Genomic DNA, 19,315 nt, shown 5'->3' with positions numbered 1-19,315 from the left:
TATTACGTGAGCAAATGTAGTGATTTCAGAATTACTGACAAAATCGCCGTCCTTTCGGCGCCGTCACAAGCCCAGCGCACCGAGTATCTTTTGTGTCGCTCCCGCGCGGCTCCGGACATATTCCGCAGCCGATGCTCCCCGCTCCCGCAGCTTTTCCGGGTCGTCCGTCCACGCCGCCACGGTCGCCTTCAGCTCCTCCGCCCCCGACACCGAGGCCGCCGCTCCTAAAGCCACCAGCTCCACCGCCTCGGCAAAAGCCTCGTATTTCGGCCCGAAGAGCACCGGTATCCCCCACGTCGCCGCCTCCAGCGTGTTGTGTATCCCGCGTCCGAACCCTCCGCCGATATAGGCCAGCTGCCCGTACCGATAAACGCCCGACAGCATCCCGATCGTGTCGATCACCAATAGCGTGGCCTCCCGCAAAATTTCCGTCGATCCGTCGCCGGACGCAGCCAGATGTGTGTACCGCACTCCTTTCCGTCCGCTCCGCGCAATGAGGGAGTCGATCCGCGCCGACTCCAGCTCATGCGGCGCCACGATAAATTTCATTTCCGGCCGTGCGTGCATCAGTTCGAGCAATATCTCCTCGTCCGGCCCCCAGGTACTCCCGCAGACCATCACCGGCCTCTGAACGCCCTCCACGAAAGTCTCCACCCACGGCATTTCCCGAGTCGCCGCCGAAGCCGCCAGCGCCGCGACCCGGTCGAACCGCGTGTCTCCGCTCACCGTCACCCGCTCCGGCCCGAATCCGATCGAGCCCAACAATCGTGCCGAATCTTCGTTCTGGACGAAAAAACGGTCGAGCAGTCCGATCGTCCGGCGCATGAACCGCCCCATGGCGCCGTTCCGGAAAAAGACGGTGTCCGGCCGGAAAATCGCCGACACCACGCAGCTCTTCGCCCCGAACTCCCGCAACGCCGAGAGGTAGTTGTGCCAGTATTCGTATTTGACGAAAACGGCCAGCTCCGGCCGTACCGCCCTCACGAACCGCCTCGCATTCCGCGGCGTATCGGCCGGCAGGTAGTAGATGGCATCCGCTTCCGGGTAGTTTTTCCGGATTTCGTATCCCGAAGGCGAATAAAAGGTCAGTACGATCCGCCGGTAATCCGGCGTTCCGACCGGATGTTTCGCCCGAATCGCCTCGATCAGCGGCCTCCCCTGCTCGAACTCCCCGAGCGAGGCGCAGTGCACCCATATGGTCTGCAATCCCCCTCCCGCCGAAGAGGCCGCGGTTTCCGCCCGCTCGATCCGCCGCAGCAGACCCTTCCGCCCCCGGTGGAGCAGCCGTGCTTTCCGGTGGAACGGCGCGGCCAGGGCGATGGCCAGGCTGAAAGCGCGTATGGAACAGTTATACAGATATTTCACGGCCGATTCCAATCCGGGTGATTACTTGATGATCGAGGTCAGCATCGCCGCCATCGAGACCGTATTGGTCATCAGGCCCATCACTTCGGCCGCGCTCATCCCGCGTCCCTTCGGCGGCTTGGACGGGATGACGATTTCGCACCCCGGCTCCACCTTCGGCCACTTTCCGCCGCGCTTGGCGTCCGGCAGACCGTTGGCATAGATCACGAACGGCCGTTTCTTGGCCCGGTCGGCATATCCCCCTCCGCGGGCGATATAGTTTTTAATTTTCTGTCCTTCGACGTAGGTGACGGTACACGGGTAGAGCACCGCCCCGCTGATGGTCACCGTGTTGTTGAATTTCGGCACCATCAGCATGTCCCCGTCCTCCAGCACGAGGTTGTCCAGTCCGTCCGGATTGGCCAGGGCGGCCGGCAGGTCGATGGCGATCGGGAAGTAGTCTCCCACCTCCATCTGTTTCAGCACGATCGTGTCTCCCGTCGCCGACCGTCCCCGGGCCGAGAGGTCGGACAAGGTCTCCAGCCGGGCCAGCCGTTCTTCGGTCAGCTTCCGTTTCAGGTAGGCTCCCGGTGCATAAGCTTCCGAGGTCAGCCCCCCTGCTTTGGCCACCAAGTCGCTCAGACGGTCGTTGTTGGTCGAGAGGACGTACTCGCCGCTGAAAAGCAGTTCGCCCTGCGCAAAGACGCTGGTCTGTTCGTTGTATCCCGGCGACCGGCGGATATAGATCTGGTCGAACGGCTGGAGCTTGAACGAAGCGGTCTCGGCCGAGAGTCCCAGGTCGGCCGGGATGTTGAACTGATAGAGTTCGGCGATCCGATCCGACTGTTCCGTCGAGTTGGGGTTCTTCACCCGCCGCGCCACCTCGATCCGGGCCAGCGACGCCGACTCCTTGAGCCCGTTGGCCATCAGGATGGCGTCCTCGATCGTCATGTTGTCGCGATAGAGCAGCGTCTGCGGCGTATTGACCTCTCCTTTGACATCGATGGTGTACCCTTCGCGCAGCGAGTTGATCGACGGAATCCGCACCAGGTCTTCCGGTCTGAGCCGGATGTCCGCCACCGTCCCGTCCAGCAGTCCCCGCAGGTCGACCGCCTCGACAGTGAACGTGTAGTCGTCATTGAGGCGCACGATCTGCGTCCGGCTCATGAGTGCGTCGCCGCGAACCCCTTCGGCCCGTTCGATCAGCTGGCGGAGGGTGACCGTGCTGTCGTCGAGTTCATAGTCTCCCGGCCGCCAGACCGCCCCTTCGATCGTCACCCGGTTGGCATACTGCCGGATGACCTCGCCCACCGTCACGCTGTCGCCGTCGGCCATGGCGAAGACTGCGAAATCCTCGGCCGGCACGTTGTGCACGCTCATCATCCGTCCCGACTTGCGGTTCACCGTCAGGTTGTCTTTGTACGCCTCTCCCATGAATCCCCCGACATAGTCCAGAAGGTTCGCCGCCGTCTCGCCCTTTTTGAGTTCATAGATCCGCGGCCGCTTCACCTTCCCCGTCACCTTGACCAGATTTTCGTACGGCTGCACCACGATCAGGTCGTTGTCCTGCAACCCGACGTTCACCTCCTGTTTCCCGCCCAGCAGGTAGTCGTAGACGTCCAGCTCGGCCACCTGTTTGTTCCCCCGGATCAGCTTGATGCTCCGCAGCGAGCCGATGTCGCTCACCCCGCCTGCCTCGTACAGGGCGTTGAACAGCGTGGCCAGCGACGGCAGCGTATAAGTCCCCGGCATGGAAGCCTCGCCGATGATGTTGACCTTGATCGACCGGATGTCGCCCAGCGACAGCTTGAGCTGCACCGAGCCGTCGTTGAGCCCCGACACCGAGTTCGCCAGTTTGTTTCGTATCCGTTTTTCCGCCGCCTCGATCGTGAGTCCGCCCACCGGCACGATTCCGGCATCCGGGATGACGATGATCCCGTCCGGACTCACCTTCAGGTCGTAGTTGGCTTCGGCGTCGCCCCACAGGTCGATGAAGAGCCGGTCTCCGCCCGCCAGCACGTAGTTGGCCGGCGTGGGCAGGTTATAGGTCGGCGCGAAGGTCAGGTTCCTCGCCGAGAAGATCTCCCGGCCGAAGACGCTGTTGCGCAGGATGGAGTCCTGGATCCGTTTTTCCGCCTCCTTGAGCCGCTGCGCCTCCTCCGGCGTCAGCTGCCCGAGCGCGTCCAGCCGCGGGTCGAGCACCATCCGGCTCCCCGCCGTCATATTCTGTTTGCCGGCAGCCGTCACCGTGCCGTCCGCCGTTTCGAAAATCTCGCCCGTCTCGGCATCCACCAGATTCCCGTCCTTGTCCCGGATGGTGCGTACCCGGTAGTCGTTCTGCCGCTCCTGTTCCCGCTGGTAAGCCGAACCGCGGGTGTCCACCCCGTTGTTCCGTCGGTCGTATTCCAGGTTTTTCAGGTCGGAATCTTTCCGCGTCCGATCCGTCGAGGTCGATTTCGTGCCGGTCTTCTCCTTGCCGGAGCTTTTATCGGACGACGAGACTTTCTCTTTCAGCTTTTCCAGATCGCCCAGCCCTTCCAAACCCTCGCGCAGGTTGGGATTGTACCCCGCCGCCTGAGCCTGCCGGATCATTTCCGGCGTGATTTCGCGGTTTTGGGCCGAAGCCGTAGAGAGGCCGGCCGCCCACATCATGCCGCCGCCCAGCGCGGAGACTAAAAACAGGTGCCACTTCATGGATAAAATTGCCATTTTCGGCAAAGATAATATTTTATACTATCTTTGATGTGTTAAACCAACGATTTATGCGGCGTAAAATTGCGGTTTCGGCCTTTCTGGTCATGATGTGCTGCACGTTGCGGGCGGCGGGTCAGGGGACGGCTTTGAAATGGAACGCTCTGTACTGGGCGGTGGGCGTGCCCAATATGTCGGTCGAGACGCGGCTCGGCAACCGGTTCACTTTCAACGGCGACGTCGTCTGGTCGCCGTGGGAGAGCGTCAAGGGGCGGCCGATGAAGGGGGTGCAGGTGATTCCCGAGGTGCGGTTCTATCCGAAACAGGCTTTCCGGGGATTTTATGCCGGGGCGTATGTCTCGTACGACTGGTACGAGGTGAGCAAGTGGGATCACCCGAAAACCGACGTGCAACACGGCTACGGAACTTGTATCGGTCTTACGCTGGGGGGGCAGATCGATATCGCGCGGCGTTGGGGGATGGACTTCTATGTCGGCGGCGGATGGCACTACGGACACTACTACGGCGTCGACCGGACGACCGGCCGGCACTATGCGGACTGGAACGCGAGCGGCGAGTGGATTCCGTATAAGGCGGGGGTGACCTTCGTCTACCGGCTGGGGATGGGGCGCAAGGGCGAATAAATCGACGACTGTTTTGACGGCTATACACGGATTCATCGCCAGACTGGCGGATCTCTTCTATATCAGGCCCTTGCGGCGGTTCGTGCCGCAGGAGACCTTCCGGTACGCTTTCGTGGGGGGGCTGAATCTGCTCTTCAATCTGATTCTCTACTGGTTCTGCTTCAACTACGTGCTGGGCAAACGGGACACCGACTTCGGCATCGTCACCGTCTCGGCCCCGATCCTGGCCTTTCTGATCGCTTTCGTCATCACCTTTTTTACGGGTTTCTGGCTGGTGCGGAAGGTGGCTTTCGACCGGTCGCAGGTGCACGGCGCCAAACAGCTCTTCCGCTATGCCCAGGTGGTCGGAGTCAATATCGCCATCAACTACTTCGGCCTGAAACTGCTGGTGGATGTGCTGGGATGCTATCCGTCGCTGTCGTACGCCGCCCTGCAGGTGGTGACCACCGTGTTCAGCTATCTGGCCCAGCGTTTCTACACGTTCCGCACCCACCGCTGTCCGCCGGCGGGCGAATGGGCGGAACGGGGAAAGTGACGGAGATTCCCTACCTTTGCCGGCGAAACCAATGAAACTTATATCCGGAGTATGATCCTTTCCCTGATTGCAGCAGTAGCGGAAAATGGCGTGATCGGTTGCGACGGCCGGATGCCGTGGCATCTCCGCGAAGACCTCGCGCGGTTCAAACGCATCACGACGGGTCATCCGGTGGTGATGGGGCGCAAGACCTTCGAATCGCTCGGCAGCCGGCCGTTGCCGAACCGACCGAATGTCGTCGTGACGCGCCGGGCGGCGGACTGCCGTGTGCCGGAGGGGGTGACGGTCGTGGCGTCGCCGGAGGAGGCTGTCCGGCGGTATGCCGATACCGACGAGGAGCTCTTTATCATCGGTGGAGGCGAGATCTATCGGCAGACGATACCGGCGGCCGATAAACTCTACCTGACCCGTATCTTCGCGTCTCCACAGGGAGATACCTATTTCCCGGAGGTGCGGCCCGAAGAGTGGCGTCCCGTGTGGCGCGAGGCGCATCCGGCTTCAGAGGAGGGGACGGTGCCGGGATTCGAATTCGTCGATTATATTCGTATCAAGCGGAGATAAATCATGCAACAGGCATTGAAATTCCGTGCGCGCGGCTGTGTGATACACGGCGTACAGGCTGGATTGCGCACCTGGTGGTGGCTGGTGAAGATGATGCTGCCGATCACACTCGGAGTAGCGGTTTTGCAGGGGTTGGGAGTGATTGGTGCGATTTCGGAGTGGCTTACGCCGGCCTTTTCCCACATCGGGCTCGACGGCGAGGGGGTGCTCACCTTTCTGACCGCCGCATTGACCTCGGTCTACGCGGCGATCGGCGTGATGGGGACGCTGAATCTCGACTTCCGGAGCGTGACGATTATTGCCGTGATGACGCTGATCGCCCACAACCTGATCGTGGAATCGGTGGTTCAGCGTCGTTCGGGGTGCCGTTCGGGCTGGGAGATGGCGGCCTTGCGGCTGATGATGGCGATCTTTACGGCATGGATATTGAATCGGATTTTACCGGCGGATTTCACGGGGCGGCTCCTGCTGGAGCATCGCGAGGCGGGCGACCTGTCGTTCGGTGCGATCTTGCGAAACTGGGCGCTGACGCAGGCCCGGCTTTTCCCGCTGATGCTGGCGATGATCGTCAGCCTGAATGTCCTGCAGCAGATTCTCCGGGAGTTTTCGCTGATCGACTACCTGACTGCTCCGATGGCTTCGGTCATGCGGGTTTTCGGACTCTCGCGGGACTGCGCATTCCTTTGGATCGTGCTGAATACGCTGGGGTTGGCCTATGGGGCTTCGGTGATGATCGGCGAGGTGGAGTCGGGGCGGATCGCCCGGCGCGACGCGCGGCTGTTGAATGCCCATGCGGCGATGACGCACTCCACGCTGGAAGATACGCTGCTTTATTTTGCGTTGGGCGTAGGGCTTTTCTGGCTGCTGGTGCCCCGGGTGATTATGGCGATGGCGGTGGTTTGGACGATGCGTTTGTCGGAGCATTTTCGGCGCGCACGAAAGAAGGGTTGCGGAGCCTAAGGCGTAGCGCGTGAACAAAGATTTGGGCCGACACGGCCAATTGCCCACCGCGGGCACGCGGGGCCCGGCCGGCCTGAGGCCAGTTCTATCCGGCTCAAAGCTCAGCCGTCGTCCGCCCGCTTGGAGAGGGATTTCACTCGTTTTGCGGAGAGCAAAATCGAGATGAAATCCCAGCGGGCGACGGCAATAAACGTGGCGGAGCGACAGCGGAGCCGCAGTGAGGCGGACACGGTTTTGTACCGTGCTGGGCTGAGCTCGTGCGACCCGCAGGGTCGCGCGGGCCGGACGCCTCCCCACGGGAGGCCCGCAACACGTCGCTTACGCGCCGAAAATTGCGGTACCTCCCGGGCGCCCGGCCCGTATTGAGGTGAAGTAGGCTGCAAGTGGTGCCCATCTCGGAGCGCAGCTCTTCGAACCGCAGGATTGCAGTCGTTTTTTCGCGCGCCTTGGGGAAATCCTGTCAAAATGTGCTGGCACATTTTGACGATTTCCCTTTTAAGGCGTCGGCGCGCGGTGCGAGCTTTGAGCCGGACGAAACTGCCCTGCGCGGGCGGCGTCCGGGTGACCCCGGCGGGACAGAGCGAAACTGCGTTTCGCTAAGACAGTTTCGGCCCCCGTTTATTCCGAGAGGCAACGCAACTGACGACCGCCTGCTCGGTAGTATGCGCTGCCGGAATTGAGGCCTTGTGCGTCGAAACTCAAGAATATGCCGCCGGTTCCGCTGAAGGCAGACGACCAACCGTATCCGCTGTCGCCGACGAACATCAGGGCACCCAAACGCCCGTTGACGCCCGCGTCGCGGAAGCCCGGGGCGGACAAAAAAACACCCTCCGTTCCCACAGAACGAAAACGAACGAAACAACAGAATAAATGATTACCACAGAACAAATTAAAGAGCTTGTAAGGCGCCAGGATGCGCTGAGGAGGCATCTTTGACCTGGACGGCAAACGTCAGGAACTGAAAAACGAAGAAGCCGCCACCCTCGCCCCCGACTTCTGGGACGACGCCGAGCGCGCACAGGCACAACTGAAGAAAGTGGCCTCCATCAAATCGTGGGTCGTGGACTACGACGCCATCGCCACCGCCATGGACGAGCTGAACCTCGTGCCCGAATTCATCAAAGAGGGCGCAGCGGACGAAGCCGACCTCGATGCGGCGTATGACAAAGCCCTGAAACTGATCGAAGCCTTGGAGATGCGCAACATGCTCCGTTCCGAGGAAGACAAGATGGGCGCCATTATGGAGATCAACTCCGGCGCCGGAGGTACCGAAGCCCTGGACTGGGCCTCGATGCTCCTGCGGATGTACACCCGCTGGGGCGAGCGGAACGGTTACACCGTCAAAGTGCTCGACATCCAGGACGGCGACGAAGTGGGCGTCAAATCCGCCATGATCGAATTCGTCGGCGACTACGCCTACGGCTACCTCAAGAGCGAGAACGGCGTCCACCGGATGGTGCGCCTCTCCCCCTTCAACGCCAACAACAAGCGGCAGACCACCTTTGCCAGCGTCTTCGTCTCGCCCGCCGTGGACGACACCATCGAGATCGTCATCAACGCCGGGGATATCAAGTGGGACACCTACCGCAGCAGCGGCGCGGGAGGGCAGAACGTCAACAAGGTCGAGACCGGCGTCCGGCTCTACCACATCCCGACCGGCATCGTCATCGAGAACACCGAGACCCGCTCGCAGATCATGAACAAGGAGAACGCCCTGCGCATCCTGCGGTCGAAGCTCTACCAGCTCGAGATGGAGAAGCGCATGGCCGCCCAGGCCGAGCTCGAAGGGCAGAAAAAGAAGATCGAGTGGGGCTCCCAGATCCGCAGCTACGTCTTCGACGACCGCCGCGTCAAAGACCACCGCACCTCCCACCAGACCTCCGACGTCGAACGCGTCATGGACGGCGAGATCGACGACTTCATCAAAGCCTACCTGATGGAGTTCGGCGGTCAGGCATAGAAACATCCGGAAATAAACGATTAAAAACATCAACGCTATGAAATGGTTATCTGAGTTCAAGCAATTCGCCATGCGCGGCAACGTGGTCGATATGGCCGTCGGTATCATCATCGGTGCCGCTTTCGGCAAGATCGTCAGCTCGCTGGTCAGCGACGTGATCATGCCTCCGATCGGCGTGCTGCTCGGCGGCGTCGACTTCTCCGACCTCGCCTTCACCCTGAAGAAAGCCGCCGGCGACGAACCCGCCGTGGTGATCGGTTACGGGAAATTCATCCAGACCGTCATCGACTTCATCATCATCGCCTTCTCCATCTTCGCCCTCGTGAAAGTGATGAACACCCTCAAGAGCAAGACCGAAAAGGCGAAAGCCGAAGCCCCGGCTCCGGCGCCGACCAAAGATCAGGAGCTGCTGACCGAGATCCGCGACCTGCTGAAAGCGCGCAGCGACAATAAATAGCCCCATCCGATCGTCATATACCCATGGGACTGATCGCCACCGTTTCGCGGAAAGACAAAAAGGAGGTTCCTTCGCTCAGCGATTTCACCCCCGCAGGAACATATAAAACCATGAGAAACATACTGATTACCGGAGGAGCCGGCTTTATCGGCTCGCACGTCGTGCGGCTCTTTTGCGAGAAATACCCGGACTATCGGGTCTACAACCTCGACAAACTCACCTACGCCGGGAATCTGGAGAACCTGACCGACGTCTCGGCGAAGTGCCCGAACTACCACTTTGTCAAAGGCGATATCTGCGACATCGACCACCTGCGCCGGATCTTCGCCGACCACCGGATCGACGGCGTCATCCATCTGGCCGCCGAGAGCCACGTAGACCGCTCGATCAAAGACCCCTTCGCCTTCGCCCAGACCAACGTTCTGGGGACGCTCGCCCTGTTGCAGGCCGCCCGGGAGTACTGGAGTTCGGAGGCCGGCGGCGGGATGGCCGGCAAACGGTTCTACCACATCTCGACCGACGAAGTCTACGGCTCGCTCCACGAACCGGATACTTTCTTCGTCGAGACCACCGCTTACGATCCGCAGTCGCCCTACTCCGCCTCCAAGGCTTCGAGCGACCACTTCGTCCGGGCTTTCGGGAACACCTACGGCCTGCCGATTGTGATTTCGAATTGCTCCAACAACTACGGGCCCAACCAGTTCCCGGAGAAGCTCATCCCGCTGTTCATCAACAACATCCGCCACGGGAAGCCGCTGCCAGTCTATGGGACGGGCGAGAACGTGCGCGACTGGCTCTACGTGGTGGATCACGCCCGGGCCATCGACACCATCTTCCACCGGGGGCGGAACGGAGAGACTTACAACATCGGCGGTTTCAACGAGTGGCGGAATATCGACCTGATTAAAGTGATGATCCGCACCGCCGATCGCCTGCTGGGGAATCCCGAGGGCCATTCCGACCACCTGATCACCTACGTGCAGGATCGCGCCGGACATGACAAGCGGTATGCCATCGACTCCACCAAACTGCACGAAGAGTTGGGCTGGGAGCCTTCGTTGCAGTTCGAAGAGGGGATCGAGAAGACCATCCGGTGGTATCTGGACAACCAGGAGTGGATGGATCACATCACCAGCGGAGCTTACGAAAAGTATTACGCCGAAATGTACGGCAACCGGTAACGGATTTAAAAGCAGGGAACCATGCGGAAAAAGATAGTCGTTACGGGTGCCAACGGACAGCTGGGGAACGAATTGCGGTCGATCGACCGCGACGGGAGGTATCGGGACGGATACGAGTTCGTCTTTACGGACGTCGCCGAACTGGATATTACAGATGCGGCGGCCGTGCAGGCTTTTGTCGGGCATGAGCGTCCGCAGTGGATCGTGAATGCGGCGGCCTATACGGCGGTGGATCGGGCCGAGTCGGATGCCGAACGGGCTGAGCAGCTCAATGCGGCGGCCGTCCGGAATCTCGTTGCGGCCGCCGGAGCGGTGGGGGCGGGATTCGTGCAGGTTTCGACCGACTATGTCTTCGACGGCCGTCGGCCGGCCGACGAACATGCCCTGACCGAAGGGGAGCCGACCGGGCCGCAGTCGGTCTACGGTCGGACGAAGCTGGCCGGCGAGGCGGCGGCCTTGGCTTACGAGCGGAGTTTTGTCGTGCGGACGGCGTGGCTGTACAGCACCTTTGGAAATAACTTCGTGAAGACGATGTTGAGGCTGGGCGGCGAGCGTCCGGAGCTCGGCGTGGTGGCGGATCAGTGGGGGACACCGACCTATGCGCGGGATTTGGCGGCGGCGCTTATGGAGATGATCGTTTTTGCCGACGGGCATCCGGCCGCGGCCGGTTTCGGACTGTATCATTACACGAACGGCGGTCGGACGAACTGGTGCGAATTTGCGCGCGAGATTATGCGGTTGGGGGGACGGCAGTGCGAAGTTCGTGCCATTACGACGGCCGAATATCCGGCCGCGGCGGCGCGGCCGGCGTGGTCGGTGCTGTCGACCGACCGGATCCGGGCGACATTCGGCGTTCGGGTTCCCGACTGGCGCGAGAGCCTGGCCGAGTGCGTCCGCAGCTTAAGGGCTGCGGAGCCTGAGGCGTAGCAAACAGAGAACGGGACGAGGGGGTTGGGCCGACCCAGCCGCAGAAATGCGCAGCATTTCCCGTCCACGGGACGTGGCGCGCGACAAAGACTAAGAATTGCGGAGCGTAAGGCGCGCGGTCAAAGAGTGGGGTATAGGCTGCCGCAGCGAAACGTAAGTTTCGCCCGTCCACGGGACGTGGGGCCCGCGCGGCCTGAGCGCAGTCGAAGCTCGACAGTCGCCCGCCCGCTTAAGAGGGCATATTCTGTTGGTTGGCATTCGGCCAACCAACAGAATTGCCGCGGGCGACTGAAACCGCGCGCAGAGAACGGGGCGAAGATTTGGGGCGACACGGCCCATTGGGAGTGCGGCACGCACCGCCCGCCCGGCGTAAGGGCAGTTCCAGCTGGCGCAAAGCTCTCCCGTCGCCCGCCCGCGTAAAGAGGGATTTCACTCGTTTTGCGACGAGCAAAATCGAGATGAAATCCCAGCGGGCGACGGCTGAATCGTTCCCGGCGCGCCGCCGCCTGAAGAAGCGATTCAATCATTTCGGCGGTGAGCCGAAATAGAATGAATCGCGTAAGGCGCGCGAATCGCGGCGGAGCGATAGCGGAGCCGCAGTGAGGTGGACACGGGGCGGTGCTTGTGGCAGAGCTTTTGCGACCCTTTAGGGTCGCGCAGTCCGACGCCCCGGCAGGCGGAGGACTGCAACTCGACGGAGCTCGTTGCGCCTCCGCTGGCGCCGGACTGCTACGGGCGTTACGAAATGTATTTTGAGAATGAATAGCACGATTCCGCGAGGAATCGCCGGGCTTGCGCACTGGGCCTTCGGCCCACCCGGGGAGCGCGCGGTCGAGCATCGAACAGGACGGAACTGCCCTTCGCGGGCGGCGTCCGGGTGACCCCGGCGGGACAGAGCGAAACTGCGTTTCGCTACGGCTGTGTCGGTAAACTGGAGTAGAGGTTGCTTATTGGGGTAGAGGCTGCCAATTGTGAGTGCGACACGTCCCGTTTATTCCGAGAGGCAACGCAACTGAAGACCGTTGGCACGGCCATGCGTATAGTAAGGGTGAAGGCGCTCCGCACTGAAATCCAAGTATACCCCGTTGCTGTCGTCCGTGGCAGTAGACCAATTGAAACCGTAGTTGCCGATACTGCACAGTTCGCCATTGACTCTTTCGCGGTAGCCCGGGGCGGGCGCATTCGAAAGCTAAGAAGCCCCTCGATACCCCCATAAAAGCATTCCTCCTCCAGACGTTAATTCACAGATAAGATGGACTTCGTACTGCATTCCGACTTCGCCCCCACCGGCGACCAACCCGAAGCGATCGCCGCTCTGGTACGCTCGTTGCAGGACGGGACACGCCATAACACCCTGCTGGGCGTCACCGGCTCCGGGAAGACCTTCACCATGGCCAACGTCATCCGGGAGCTCGGCAAACCCGCCCTCGTGCTCAGCCACAACAAGACCCTCGCTGCCCAGCTCTACGGCGAATTCCGAGGCTTTTTCCCCGAGAACGCCGTCGAGTACTTCGTCTCCTACTACGACTACTACCAGCCCGAAGCCTACCTCCCCACCTCCGACACCTACATCGAGAAAGACCTCTCCATCAACGACGAGATCGAGAAACTGCGCCTGAGCACCACCAGCTCGCTGCTCTCCGGGCGGAACGATATCGTCGTCGTCAGCTCCGTCTCGTGCCTCTACGGGATCGGGAACCCGTCGGACTTCCACGCCAATACCATTCAGATCAAACAGGGCGAAGACTTTCCCCGGCAGAAACTGCTCTACCAGCTCGTGGACGGCCTCTACTCCCGGAACGACATCGAGTTCAGCCGCGGCACCTTCCGCGTCGCCGGCGATACGGTCGACGTGCACGTGGCCTATGGCGATAAAGCTTATCGGATCGTGCAGTGGGGCGACACCGTCGAAGAGATCCACTCCATCGACCCGGTTACCGGCCAGCGGCTCGCACAGCTCGACCGCGTGACCATCTACCCCGCCAACATCTTCGTCACCACCCGCGACCGCATCAACTCGGCCGTCATCCATATCCAGCACGACCTCTCGGCCCAGTATGACTTCTTCATGCAGCGCGGCGAAGAGCAGTACGCCAAGCGGCTCAAGCAGCGTGTCGAGTACGATCTGGAGATGATCAAAGAGCTGGGCTACTGCTCCGGAATCGAGAACTACTCGCGCTACTTCGACGGCCGGCTGCCCGGGACACGGCCCTTCTGCCTGCTGGACTACTTCCCGGACGACTTCCTGATCATCATCGACGAGAGCCACGTGACCATTCCTCAGATCCGCGCCATGTACGGCGGCGACCACGCCCGGAAAAAGAACCTCGTGGAGTACGGTTTCCGGCTTCCGGCCGCCATCGACAACCGGCCGCTGAAATTCGAGGAGTTCGAAGCCTTGGTGCCTCAGGCGGTCTATGTGAGCGCCACCCCGGCCGACTACGAGCTGAACAAATCCGAAGGGGTGGTGGTCGAACAGGTGATCCGTCCGACGGGGCTGCTCGATCCGGAGATCGAGATCCGTCCGACGGCCGACCAGATCGACGACCTGATCGGCGAGATCGAGCTGCGGGCAGAGAAAGATCAACGCGTGCTGGTCACGACCCTGACCAAGCGGATGGCCGAAGAGCTGACCCGCTATTTCGAGAAGATGGGTATTCGTTGCCGGTACATCCATTCGGATGTGGACACGCTGGAGCGGATCGAGATCATGGATGACCTGCGAGCCGGCCGGTTCGACGTCTTGGTGGGGGTCAACCTGCTGCGCGAGGGGCTGGACTTGCCGGAGGTTTCGTTGGTGGCGATTATGGACGCCGACAAAGAGGGTTTCCTGCGTTCGGCTCGTTCGCTGACCCAGACGGCGGGCCGCGCCGCGAGACACTTGGAGGGACGGGTGATTATGTATGCGGATAAGATCACGGATTCGATGCGCCAGACGATCGACGAGACGGAGCGGCGACGCGAAAAGCAGATGAATTACAATGTCGCGCACGGCATTACGCCTCAGGCGGTGCAGAAGATGAGCAAATCGACCCTCGGCGAAGGTTCTCCGCTGGCCGCCTCTCTGCCTTCCGCCAAGGTGGCGGCTGCGGGGGCGACGACGGTCGACCGGCCGTATGGTACGGGCAGTCCGACGGAGTCTGCCGGTGTGGTGTATGATATGGAGGCTCCGTTGTCGATGGTAGCGGATCCGGTGGTGGAGTATATGTCGGCCACGGACATCGAGAGCGCGATCGCTCAGGCGCGGGAGATGATGGAACAGGCAGCGAAGGAGTTGGATTTCCTGACCGCGGCCCGTTATCGGGACGAGATGTTCGCCTTGCAGCGGAAGTTGTCGGGGTCGGAGAGTTCGGGGAAAGTCTCGCCGTCTGTTCAGAGCAGCCTGCGCGGGGCGTCGAAAGCGGGGGTGGGCAAGTCTCGGAAGCGGACGAAAATTTTGTGATAGTTTGTTCCCGGCCCGGCCATGCGCCGGGCTTTTTTGTGCCGTGTGCGAACAGAGAACGGGCCGAAGAATAGGGTATAGGCTGCCTTAGCGAAACGCAGTTTCGCTCCGTCCTGCCGGGGTCACCCGGCCGCCGCCCGCGCAGGGCAGTTCTGTCTGGTTCAAAGCTCGACCGTCGTCCGCCTGCATAAGAAGGCATATTCTGCCGATTGGCGGTGAGCCAATCCGGCAAGAATTGCCGCGGGCGACTGAAACAAGCGTTGACAAGCCCGCGCGCCACGCCTTAGGAGGGAAATCGTTCAAACACGACCGCGTGTTTGAACGAGATTTCCCCAAGGCGCGCGGACGTGGCGGAGCGACAGCGGAGCCGCAGTGAGGTGGATACGGGGTAGTGCTTTGGACCGTGATTGTTCTTCGGGTGCGAAAACCGCAAAGCGGTTTTCGCACCGCGCTGGGCCGAGCAGGAGGCGGAGAAACGGGCCGAACGGTTGGCCGTGTTTTGTTCTTAGCTGGTGCGACCCTTAGGGTCGCGCAGTCCGTCGCCACCCCCGGCGGCGGGCTGCAACTCGACGAGCTCGTTGCGCCCTCCGCTGGCGCCGAACTGCGATGGATTTTCGGCCCGGGCGATCCTGCGGGTCGGTGCCGCTCGGCACTCGAAAGTTGCCGTGTCTACCTCAAAGGAATCGGGGGATTTTCAAGGGGGATGCAGTCCCCCTTGAATGTGCTCTTTGCCTACTTTCTACCACATAGTAGAAAGTAGGGGCCCCCGCGGCCCGAGCGGAACAAAGAAAAGAGATTGATTTAGAGCCCAAAGACGGAAGCCGAATAACGTTAGATAAATCGGGTATTGTCCGCGCGCCTTGGGAAATCCAGTCAAAACACGCGAGCGAGTTTTGACGATTTCCCTCTTCAGGCGTCGGCGCGCGGTTCGAACTTCGACTGCCCTACGCGGGCGGCGTCCGGGTGACCCCGGCGGGACAGAGCGATGCTTGCGCATCGCTAAGACAGCCTCGCCCTCGTTTATTCCGAGAGGCAACGCAACTGAAGACCGTGGCCGCGAGGACTCGTATCGCAGGGATCAAGGTACTGCGTGGCGAAATGCAGGAATAAGCCGTTGATACCGCTGACCCCGGACGACCAGCTGTAACCGTTGTTGCCGACACGGCCCAGCGCACCCAGTCGTCCATTGTTCCCCGCGTCGCGGAAGCCTGGGGCGGGGCTGCCGCTCCCACTCGTTTCCCGAATTTACGTATAAATACCCATCTAAAATAGGTGATAAGACTGTCCGGCGATCACACCGCCCGATGTACTTTTGTTTACCGGTAATTGACACCGGCTTCATCCATGGGAAAATATTTCGACGAACTGATGCAGGATCACCGCTTCCGCGAAGGGTTGAACGCCTGCATGAACTGCGGCGCGTGCACGGCGGTTTGTCCCGCGGCGGAGTACTACAACTACGACCCGCGGCAGATTGTCGATGATGTCCAGGCCCGCGACGACGCCAGTATCGAAGCCTTGATGAAAAGCGACACGATCTGGTACTGCGGCGAGTGCATGTCATGCCGTCCGCGGTGTCCGCGAGGCAATACACCCGCTTATGTGGTTCAGGCCTTGCGGCGGCTGTCGCAGAAATACGGCTTCTTCACCGAATCGGAAAAAGGACGCCAGCAGTACGCCTTGGGAAAGATCTTGGGGCGGAATATGATGGAGCTGGGGTATTGTGTCCATCCGACCCGGGTCGTTCCGCGGATGCACCCGGAACAAGGGCCGGTCTGGGCATGGGTGCACGAACACGACGACGACCTATTCGCCCGCTTCACCGATAACTATAAAAAGGCAGGGCCGGGGCCGGCTCGCGCGATCGACCCGGAGAGCCTGGCGGAGTTCCGGCGTATCTTCGACGTGAGCGGCGGCACGGAGTTCCTCGAAAACATCGAACGCTGCTCGATGAAAAAGGCAGCCGAACTGGGGATGGACGAAGAGGAGTACCTCAACTATGTCTATACCTTCAACAGCGGCAATCATACCTTGTGATTAACCGTTTGTTTGCCTGTGTCTACCCGCAGAGAACTGCCGCTTTTTGAAAAAAGCGGCACCAAAACCGACGCTGCCAGCGAGTGCAATGCAAACAAAGTTTGCACATTGCCGAGCGGCGAGGAGGAAACCCTTAGGTAAACTTTTAGTTAGCTACGCTACTCCTCAGGCTCCGCAGTCCTCACTCTTCGCGGGTTTGTCAGGCCGGGTTTTCGGCGGGGCGCATATAATGCGGGAACTACCCCAATGCGCCCGCGCCGGAAAACCACAACCCGACAAATAGGCCGAGAATTGGGCCGCCGGCAGCTTTAGGATGCGAAGCATCCTCTAAAGTTTCTTTGGTTCTTTCTGTTCACAGAAAGAACAGTACCCTCCCGGGCAAAACAGATAACAGAACGATAAAACGTGAGAGATGCAATATAGATTCGCCAACTGGCAGGAATACAGCAAAGAGATCGCCGACGACCATTATTATTACGCCCGGAGCTGCATTCGTCAGAACTTTTTCCCCGGCTCCGAGAAAGCCTTTCTCGATATTCTGAGAGGCGACCTCGGCATGGACATCGTCGAAGACCCCCGGCACACCACCTGCACCGGGATCGGTTACCACTCCGACGTCGTGCCCTTGGAGACCACCATGGCCATCGTGGCCCGTCAGTTCGCCCTGATGACTGAGTGCGGGTACGAGAACTACGTCGCCTCGTGCATCACCTCCTTCGGGATTTACAGCGAAGTGCTCGACATGTGGCACCACTTCCCCGAACTCGAGGAGAAAGCCCGCGAGAACCTCTTCAAAGCCACCGGCCGCGAATTTCGGAAGCCCAAGACCTTGGTTCACACCTCCGACCTGATGTTCCACGTGCGTGAGCAGATCGCCGCCAAAGGCGTGCGGCGGTTGGTGAACGTCGAGACCGGTGCCCCGCTCAAGGTGGTGGATCACATCGGCTGCCACTACGCCAAAGTCTTTCCCAAGAAAGGGATCGGCGGAGCAGAGTTCCCTTATGTGCTGGCCGGCATGGTCGAATCGTGGGGCGGCGAATCCGTGGACTATCCCGAACGGCGCCACTGCTGCGGATTCGGCTTCCGGAACTACCTCGTGCAGGCCAACCGCGGCTATTCCGTCGCCAACTCCCAGAAGAAACTCGAATCCATGGCCCCGTATAACCCCGACTTCATCGTCGCCAACTGCCCCGGCTGCACCATGTTTCTGGATCGGTGGCAATTCACCCTCAACGCCATGACCGGCAGCCGGTATGCCATTCCCGTCCTGACCTACGAAGAGATGGCCGGCCTCGTGATGGGGATAGATCCATGGGACCTGGGCCTTCAGATGCACCAGGTGCCCGTCGAACCGCTGCTCGACAAACTGGGTGTCGAGTACGATCCCGCGGCGAAATATCTGGGCAAGAACGGCAAGTTCATCGGCCAGCCGCAGACCGTCGAAGTTTACAATCCGGCCACATTATAACGATCCACAGACCAGAGTATGACACAGAAACGCATATTGGTGATCGGCGGCGGCATCGCGGGGATGCAGGCCGCCGCAGTTTTGCGCGAAGAGGGCTTCTCGCCTTTGATTCTCGAACGCTCCCCCTCTTTGGGCGGCCACGTGGCCGGTTGGGATCGTCTTTTCCCCACCCAGCTGCCGGCCCGCGAGGTGATCGACGAGCTTTCGGCGGCCGTGCAGGGGATCGAAACCGCGACCGGGTGCGAAATCGCCTCCCTGACCTCCGGCGAAAACGGCGTGACGGCAGTGACCGCAGGCGGCGAACGGTATGAAGGACGCGCCGCCGTGGTGGCGACCGGCTTCGACCTGTTCGACGCGCGGCTCAAGGAGGAGTACGGATACGGGATGTACGAGAACGTCGTCACCTCGGCCGAACTCGAACGGATGTTCCGTGCGGGGCGGGTGGCGATGCGCAGCGGCGAGGTGCCGAAGCGGGTCGCGATACTGCACTGTGTGGGCTCCCGGGACGAGAAAGTGGGGCAGTTCCACTGCTCCAAAGTCTGCTGCATCACGGGCATCAAACAGGCCATCGAGCTGACCGAGGCGGTGCCGGGGGTGCAGGTGACCAATTTTTACATGGACCTGCGGGCCTTCGGGAACGGCTACGAGGAGCTGTACCGGAAATCGCAGGTCGAACACGGCGTAACCTATATCCGGGGCCGGATTTCGGAGGCGGGCGAGACGCTCGACAAACGCATCCAGCTCAAGGTCGAGGACACGCTGGTGGGGCGTCCGTTGCGGATGACGGTGGACATGCTGGTCTTGCTGGTGGGGATGCGCGCTCCGGCCTGTTGCGGCTCGCTGGGGCTTCCGACGCAGGCGAACGGCTTTTTCGCTCCCCAAAACCCTTATACGGGTACGGTGCTGAGTGCGCAGCGGGGTATCTACCTGGCAGGCACGGCGACGGGCCCGAAAACGATCGGCGAGACGCTCAACGAGGCGATCGCTGCGGCTCGACGAATCAAACACGATCTGATGGAATAATCGTTCGTTTTATCCGTGTCTACCCGCAGGGAACTGCCGCTTTTTGGAAAAAGCGGCACCAAAAACTTTTAGATAGCTACGCTAC

15 protein-coding genes are annotated in these 19,315 nt (G+C 60.9%); 12 read left to right on the top strand and 3 right to left on the bottom strand.

What is annotated here, in order from left to right:
* Positions 1-63: 63 nt before the first annotated feature.
* Positions 64-1,365, bottom strand: a complete 1,302-nt coding sequence (locus QZ292_RS03985; protein WP_294598130.1) for a glycosyltransferase N-terminal domain-containing protein — start codon at positions 1,363-1,365, stop codon at positions 64-66.
* A gap of 21 nt (positions 1,366-1,386) precedes the next feature.
* On the bottom strand, positions 1,387-4,053 hold the full coding sequence (locus QZ292_RS03980; protein ID WP_294598128.1) for an SLBB domain-containing protein: 2,667 nt from the start codon (positions 4,051-4,053) through the stop codon (positions 1,387-1,389).
* A gap of 53 nt (positions 4,054-4,106) precedes the next feature.
* Between QZ292_RS03980 and QZ292_RS03975 the strand changes: the two genes are divergently transcribed.
* From QZ292_RS03975 to QZ292_RS03960, 4 genes are read left to right on the top strand one after another with little or no spacing between them, the layout of a single operon-like run.
* Entirely contained in the window at positions 4,107-4,679 is a 573-nt protein-coding gene (locus tag QZ292_RS03975) for a DUF3575 domain-containing protein (protein ID WP_294598127.1), read from the top strand.
* Positions 4,680-4,692: 13 nt separating this feature from the next.
* Positions 4,693-5,214, top strand: coding sequence for a GtrA family protein (locus tag QZ292_RS03970; protein ID WP_294598125.1), 522 nt, complete (start codon positions 4,693-4,695; stop codon positions 5,212-5,214).
* Positions 5,215-5,265: 51 nt separating this feature from the next.
* Positions 5,266-5,775 carry a dihydrofolate reductase gene (locus QZ292_RS03965; RefSeq protein WP_294598123.1) on the top strand — a complete coding sequence of 170 codons (510 nt, stop codon included), beginning with the start codon at positions 5,266-5,268 and terminating at the stop codon, positions 5,773-5,775.
* A gap of 39 nt (positions 5,776-5,814) precedes the next feature.
* Positions 5,815-6,735: a hypothetical protein gene (locus tag QZ292_RS03960; RefSeq protein WP_294598121.1), complete on the top strand. Its 921-nt coding sequence runs from the start codon at positions 5,815-5,817 to the stop codon at positions 6,733-6,735.
* Positions 6,736-7,353: 618 nt separating this feature from the next.
* On the opposite strand, the gene QZ292_RS03955 is transcribed toward QZ292_RS03960, so the two are convergent.
* Entirely contained in the window at positions 7,354-7,554 is a 201-nt protein-coding gene (locus tag QZ292_RS03955) for a hypothetical protein (RefSeq protein WP_294598119.1), read from the bottom strand.
* Positions 7,555-7,605: 51 nt separating this feature from the next.
* On the opposite strand from QZ292_RS03955, the gene prfB reads away from it, so the two are divergent.
* The 8 genes from prfB (at position 7,606) to QZ292_RS03915 (ending at position 19,230) form a co-directional block, all read left to right on the top strand.
* Positions 7,606-8,695, top strand: a protein-coding gene (gene prfB, locus QZ292_RS03950; RefSeq protein ID WP_294598117.1) for a peptide chain release factor 2 whose coding sequence is annotated in 2 segments (ribosomal slippage) — positions 7,606-7,668 and positions 7,670-8,695 — 1,089 coding nt in all. Because the reading frame shifts where the segments join, the coding sequence is not laid out codon by codon here.
* A 37-nt stretch (positions 8,696-8,732) separates the two neighbouring features.
* Complete coding sequence (mscL, locus tag QZ292_RS03945; RefSeq protein ID WP_294598115.1) at positions 8,733-9,152, top strand: large-conductance mechanosensitive channel protein MscL; 420 nt, start codon at positions 8,733-8,735, stop codon at positions 9,150-9,152.
* A gap of 110 nt (positions 9,153-9,262) precedes the next feature.
* Positions 9,263-10,333 (top strand): dTDP-glucose 4,6-dehydratase, encoded by a 1,071-nt coding sequence (gene rfbB / locus QZ292_RS03940; protein ID WP_294598112.1) that lies wholly within the window; start codon positions 9,263-9,265, stop codon positions 10,331-10,333.
* A 21-nt stretch (positions 10,334-10,354) separates the two neighbouring features.
* Positions 10,355-11,260, top strand: coding sequence for a dTDP-4-dehydrorhamnose reductase (gene rfbD, locus QZ292_RS03935; protein WP_294598108.1), 906 nt, complete (start codon positions 10,355-10,357; stop codon positions 11,258-11,260).
* Between the two features lie 1,252 nt (positions 11,261-12,512).
* Positions 12,513-14,702: an excinuclease ABC subunit UvrB gene (gene uvrB / locus QZ292_RS03930; protein WP_294598107.1), complete on the top strand. Its 2,190-nt coding sequence runs from the start codon at positions 12,513-12,515 to the stop codon at positions 14,700-14,702.
* A gap of 1,344 nt (positions 14,703-16,046) precedes the next feature.
* The gene (locus tag QZ292_RS03925; RefSeq protein WP_294598105.1) at positions 16,047-16,739 is read left to right on the top strand and encodes a 4Fe-4S dicluster domain-containing protein; all 693 of its coding nucleotides are present in this window, start codon (positions 16,047-16,049) and stop codon (positions 16,737-16,739) included.
* Between the two features lie 412 nt (positions 16,740-17,151).
* Positions 17,152-18,207: a heterodisulfide reductase-related iron-sulfur binding cluster gene (locus QZ292_RS03920; RefSeq protein ID WP_294598102.1), complete on the top strand. Its 1,056-nt coding sequence runs from the start codon at positions 17,152-17,154 to the stop codon at positions 18,205-18,207.
* An 18-nt stretch (positions 18,208-18,225) separates the two neighbouring features.
* Complete coding sequence (locus QZ292_RS03915) at positions 18,226-19,230, top strand: FAD-dependent oxidoreductase (RefSeq protein WP_294598100.1); 1,005 nt, start codon at positions 18,226-18,228, stop codon at positions 19,228-19,230.
* Positions 19,231-19,315: the final 85 nt, after the last annotated feature.

It is taken from the genome of uncultured Rikenella sp. (assembly GCF_910577125.1).
Classification (GTDB): Bacteria; Bacteroidota; Bacteroidia; order Bacteroidales; family Rikenellaceae; genus Rikenella.
Note: the sequence above shows the minus strand (reverse complement) of the source record. Positions and strands in the feature narration are given on the sequence as shown.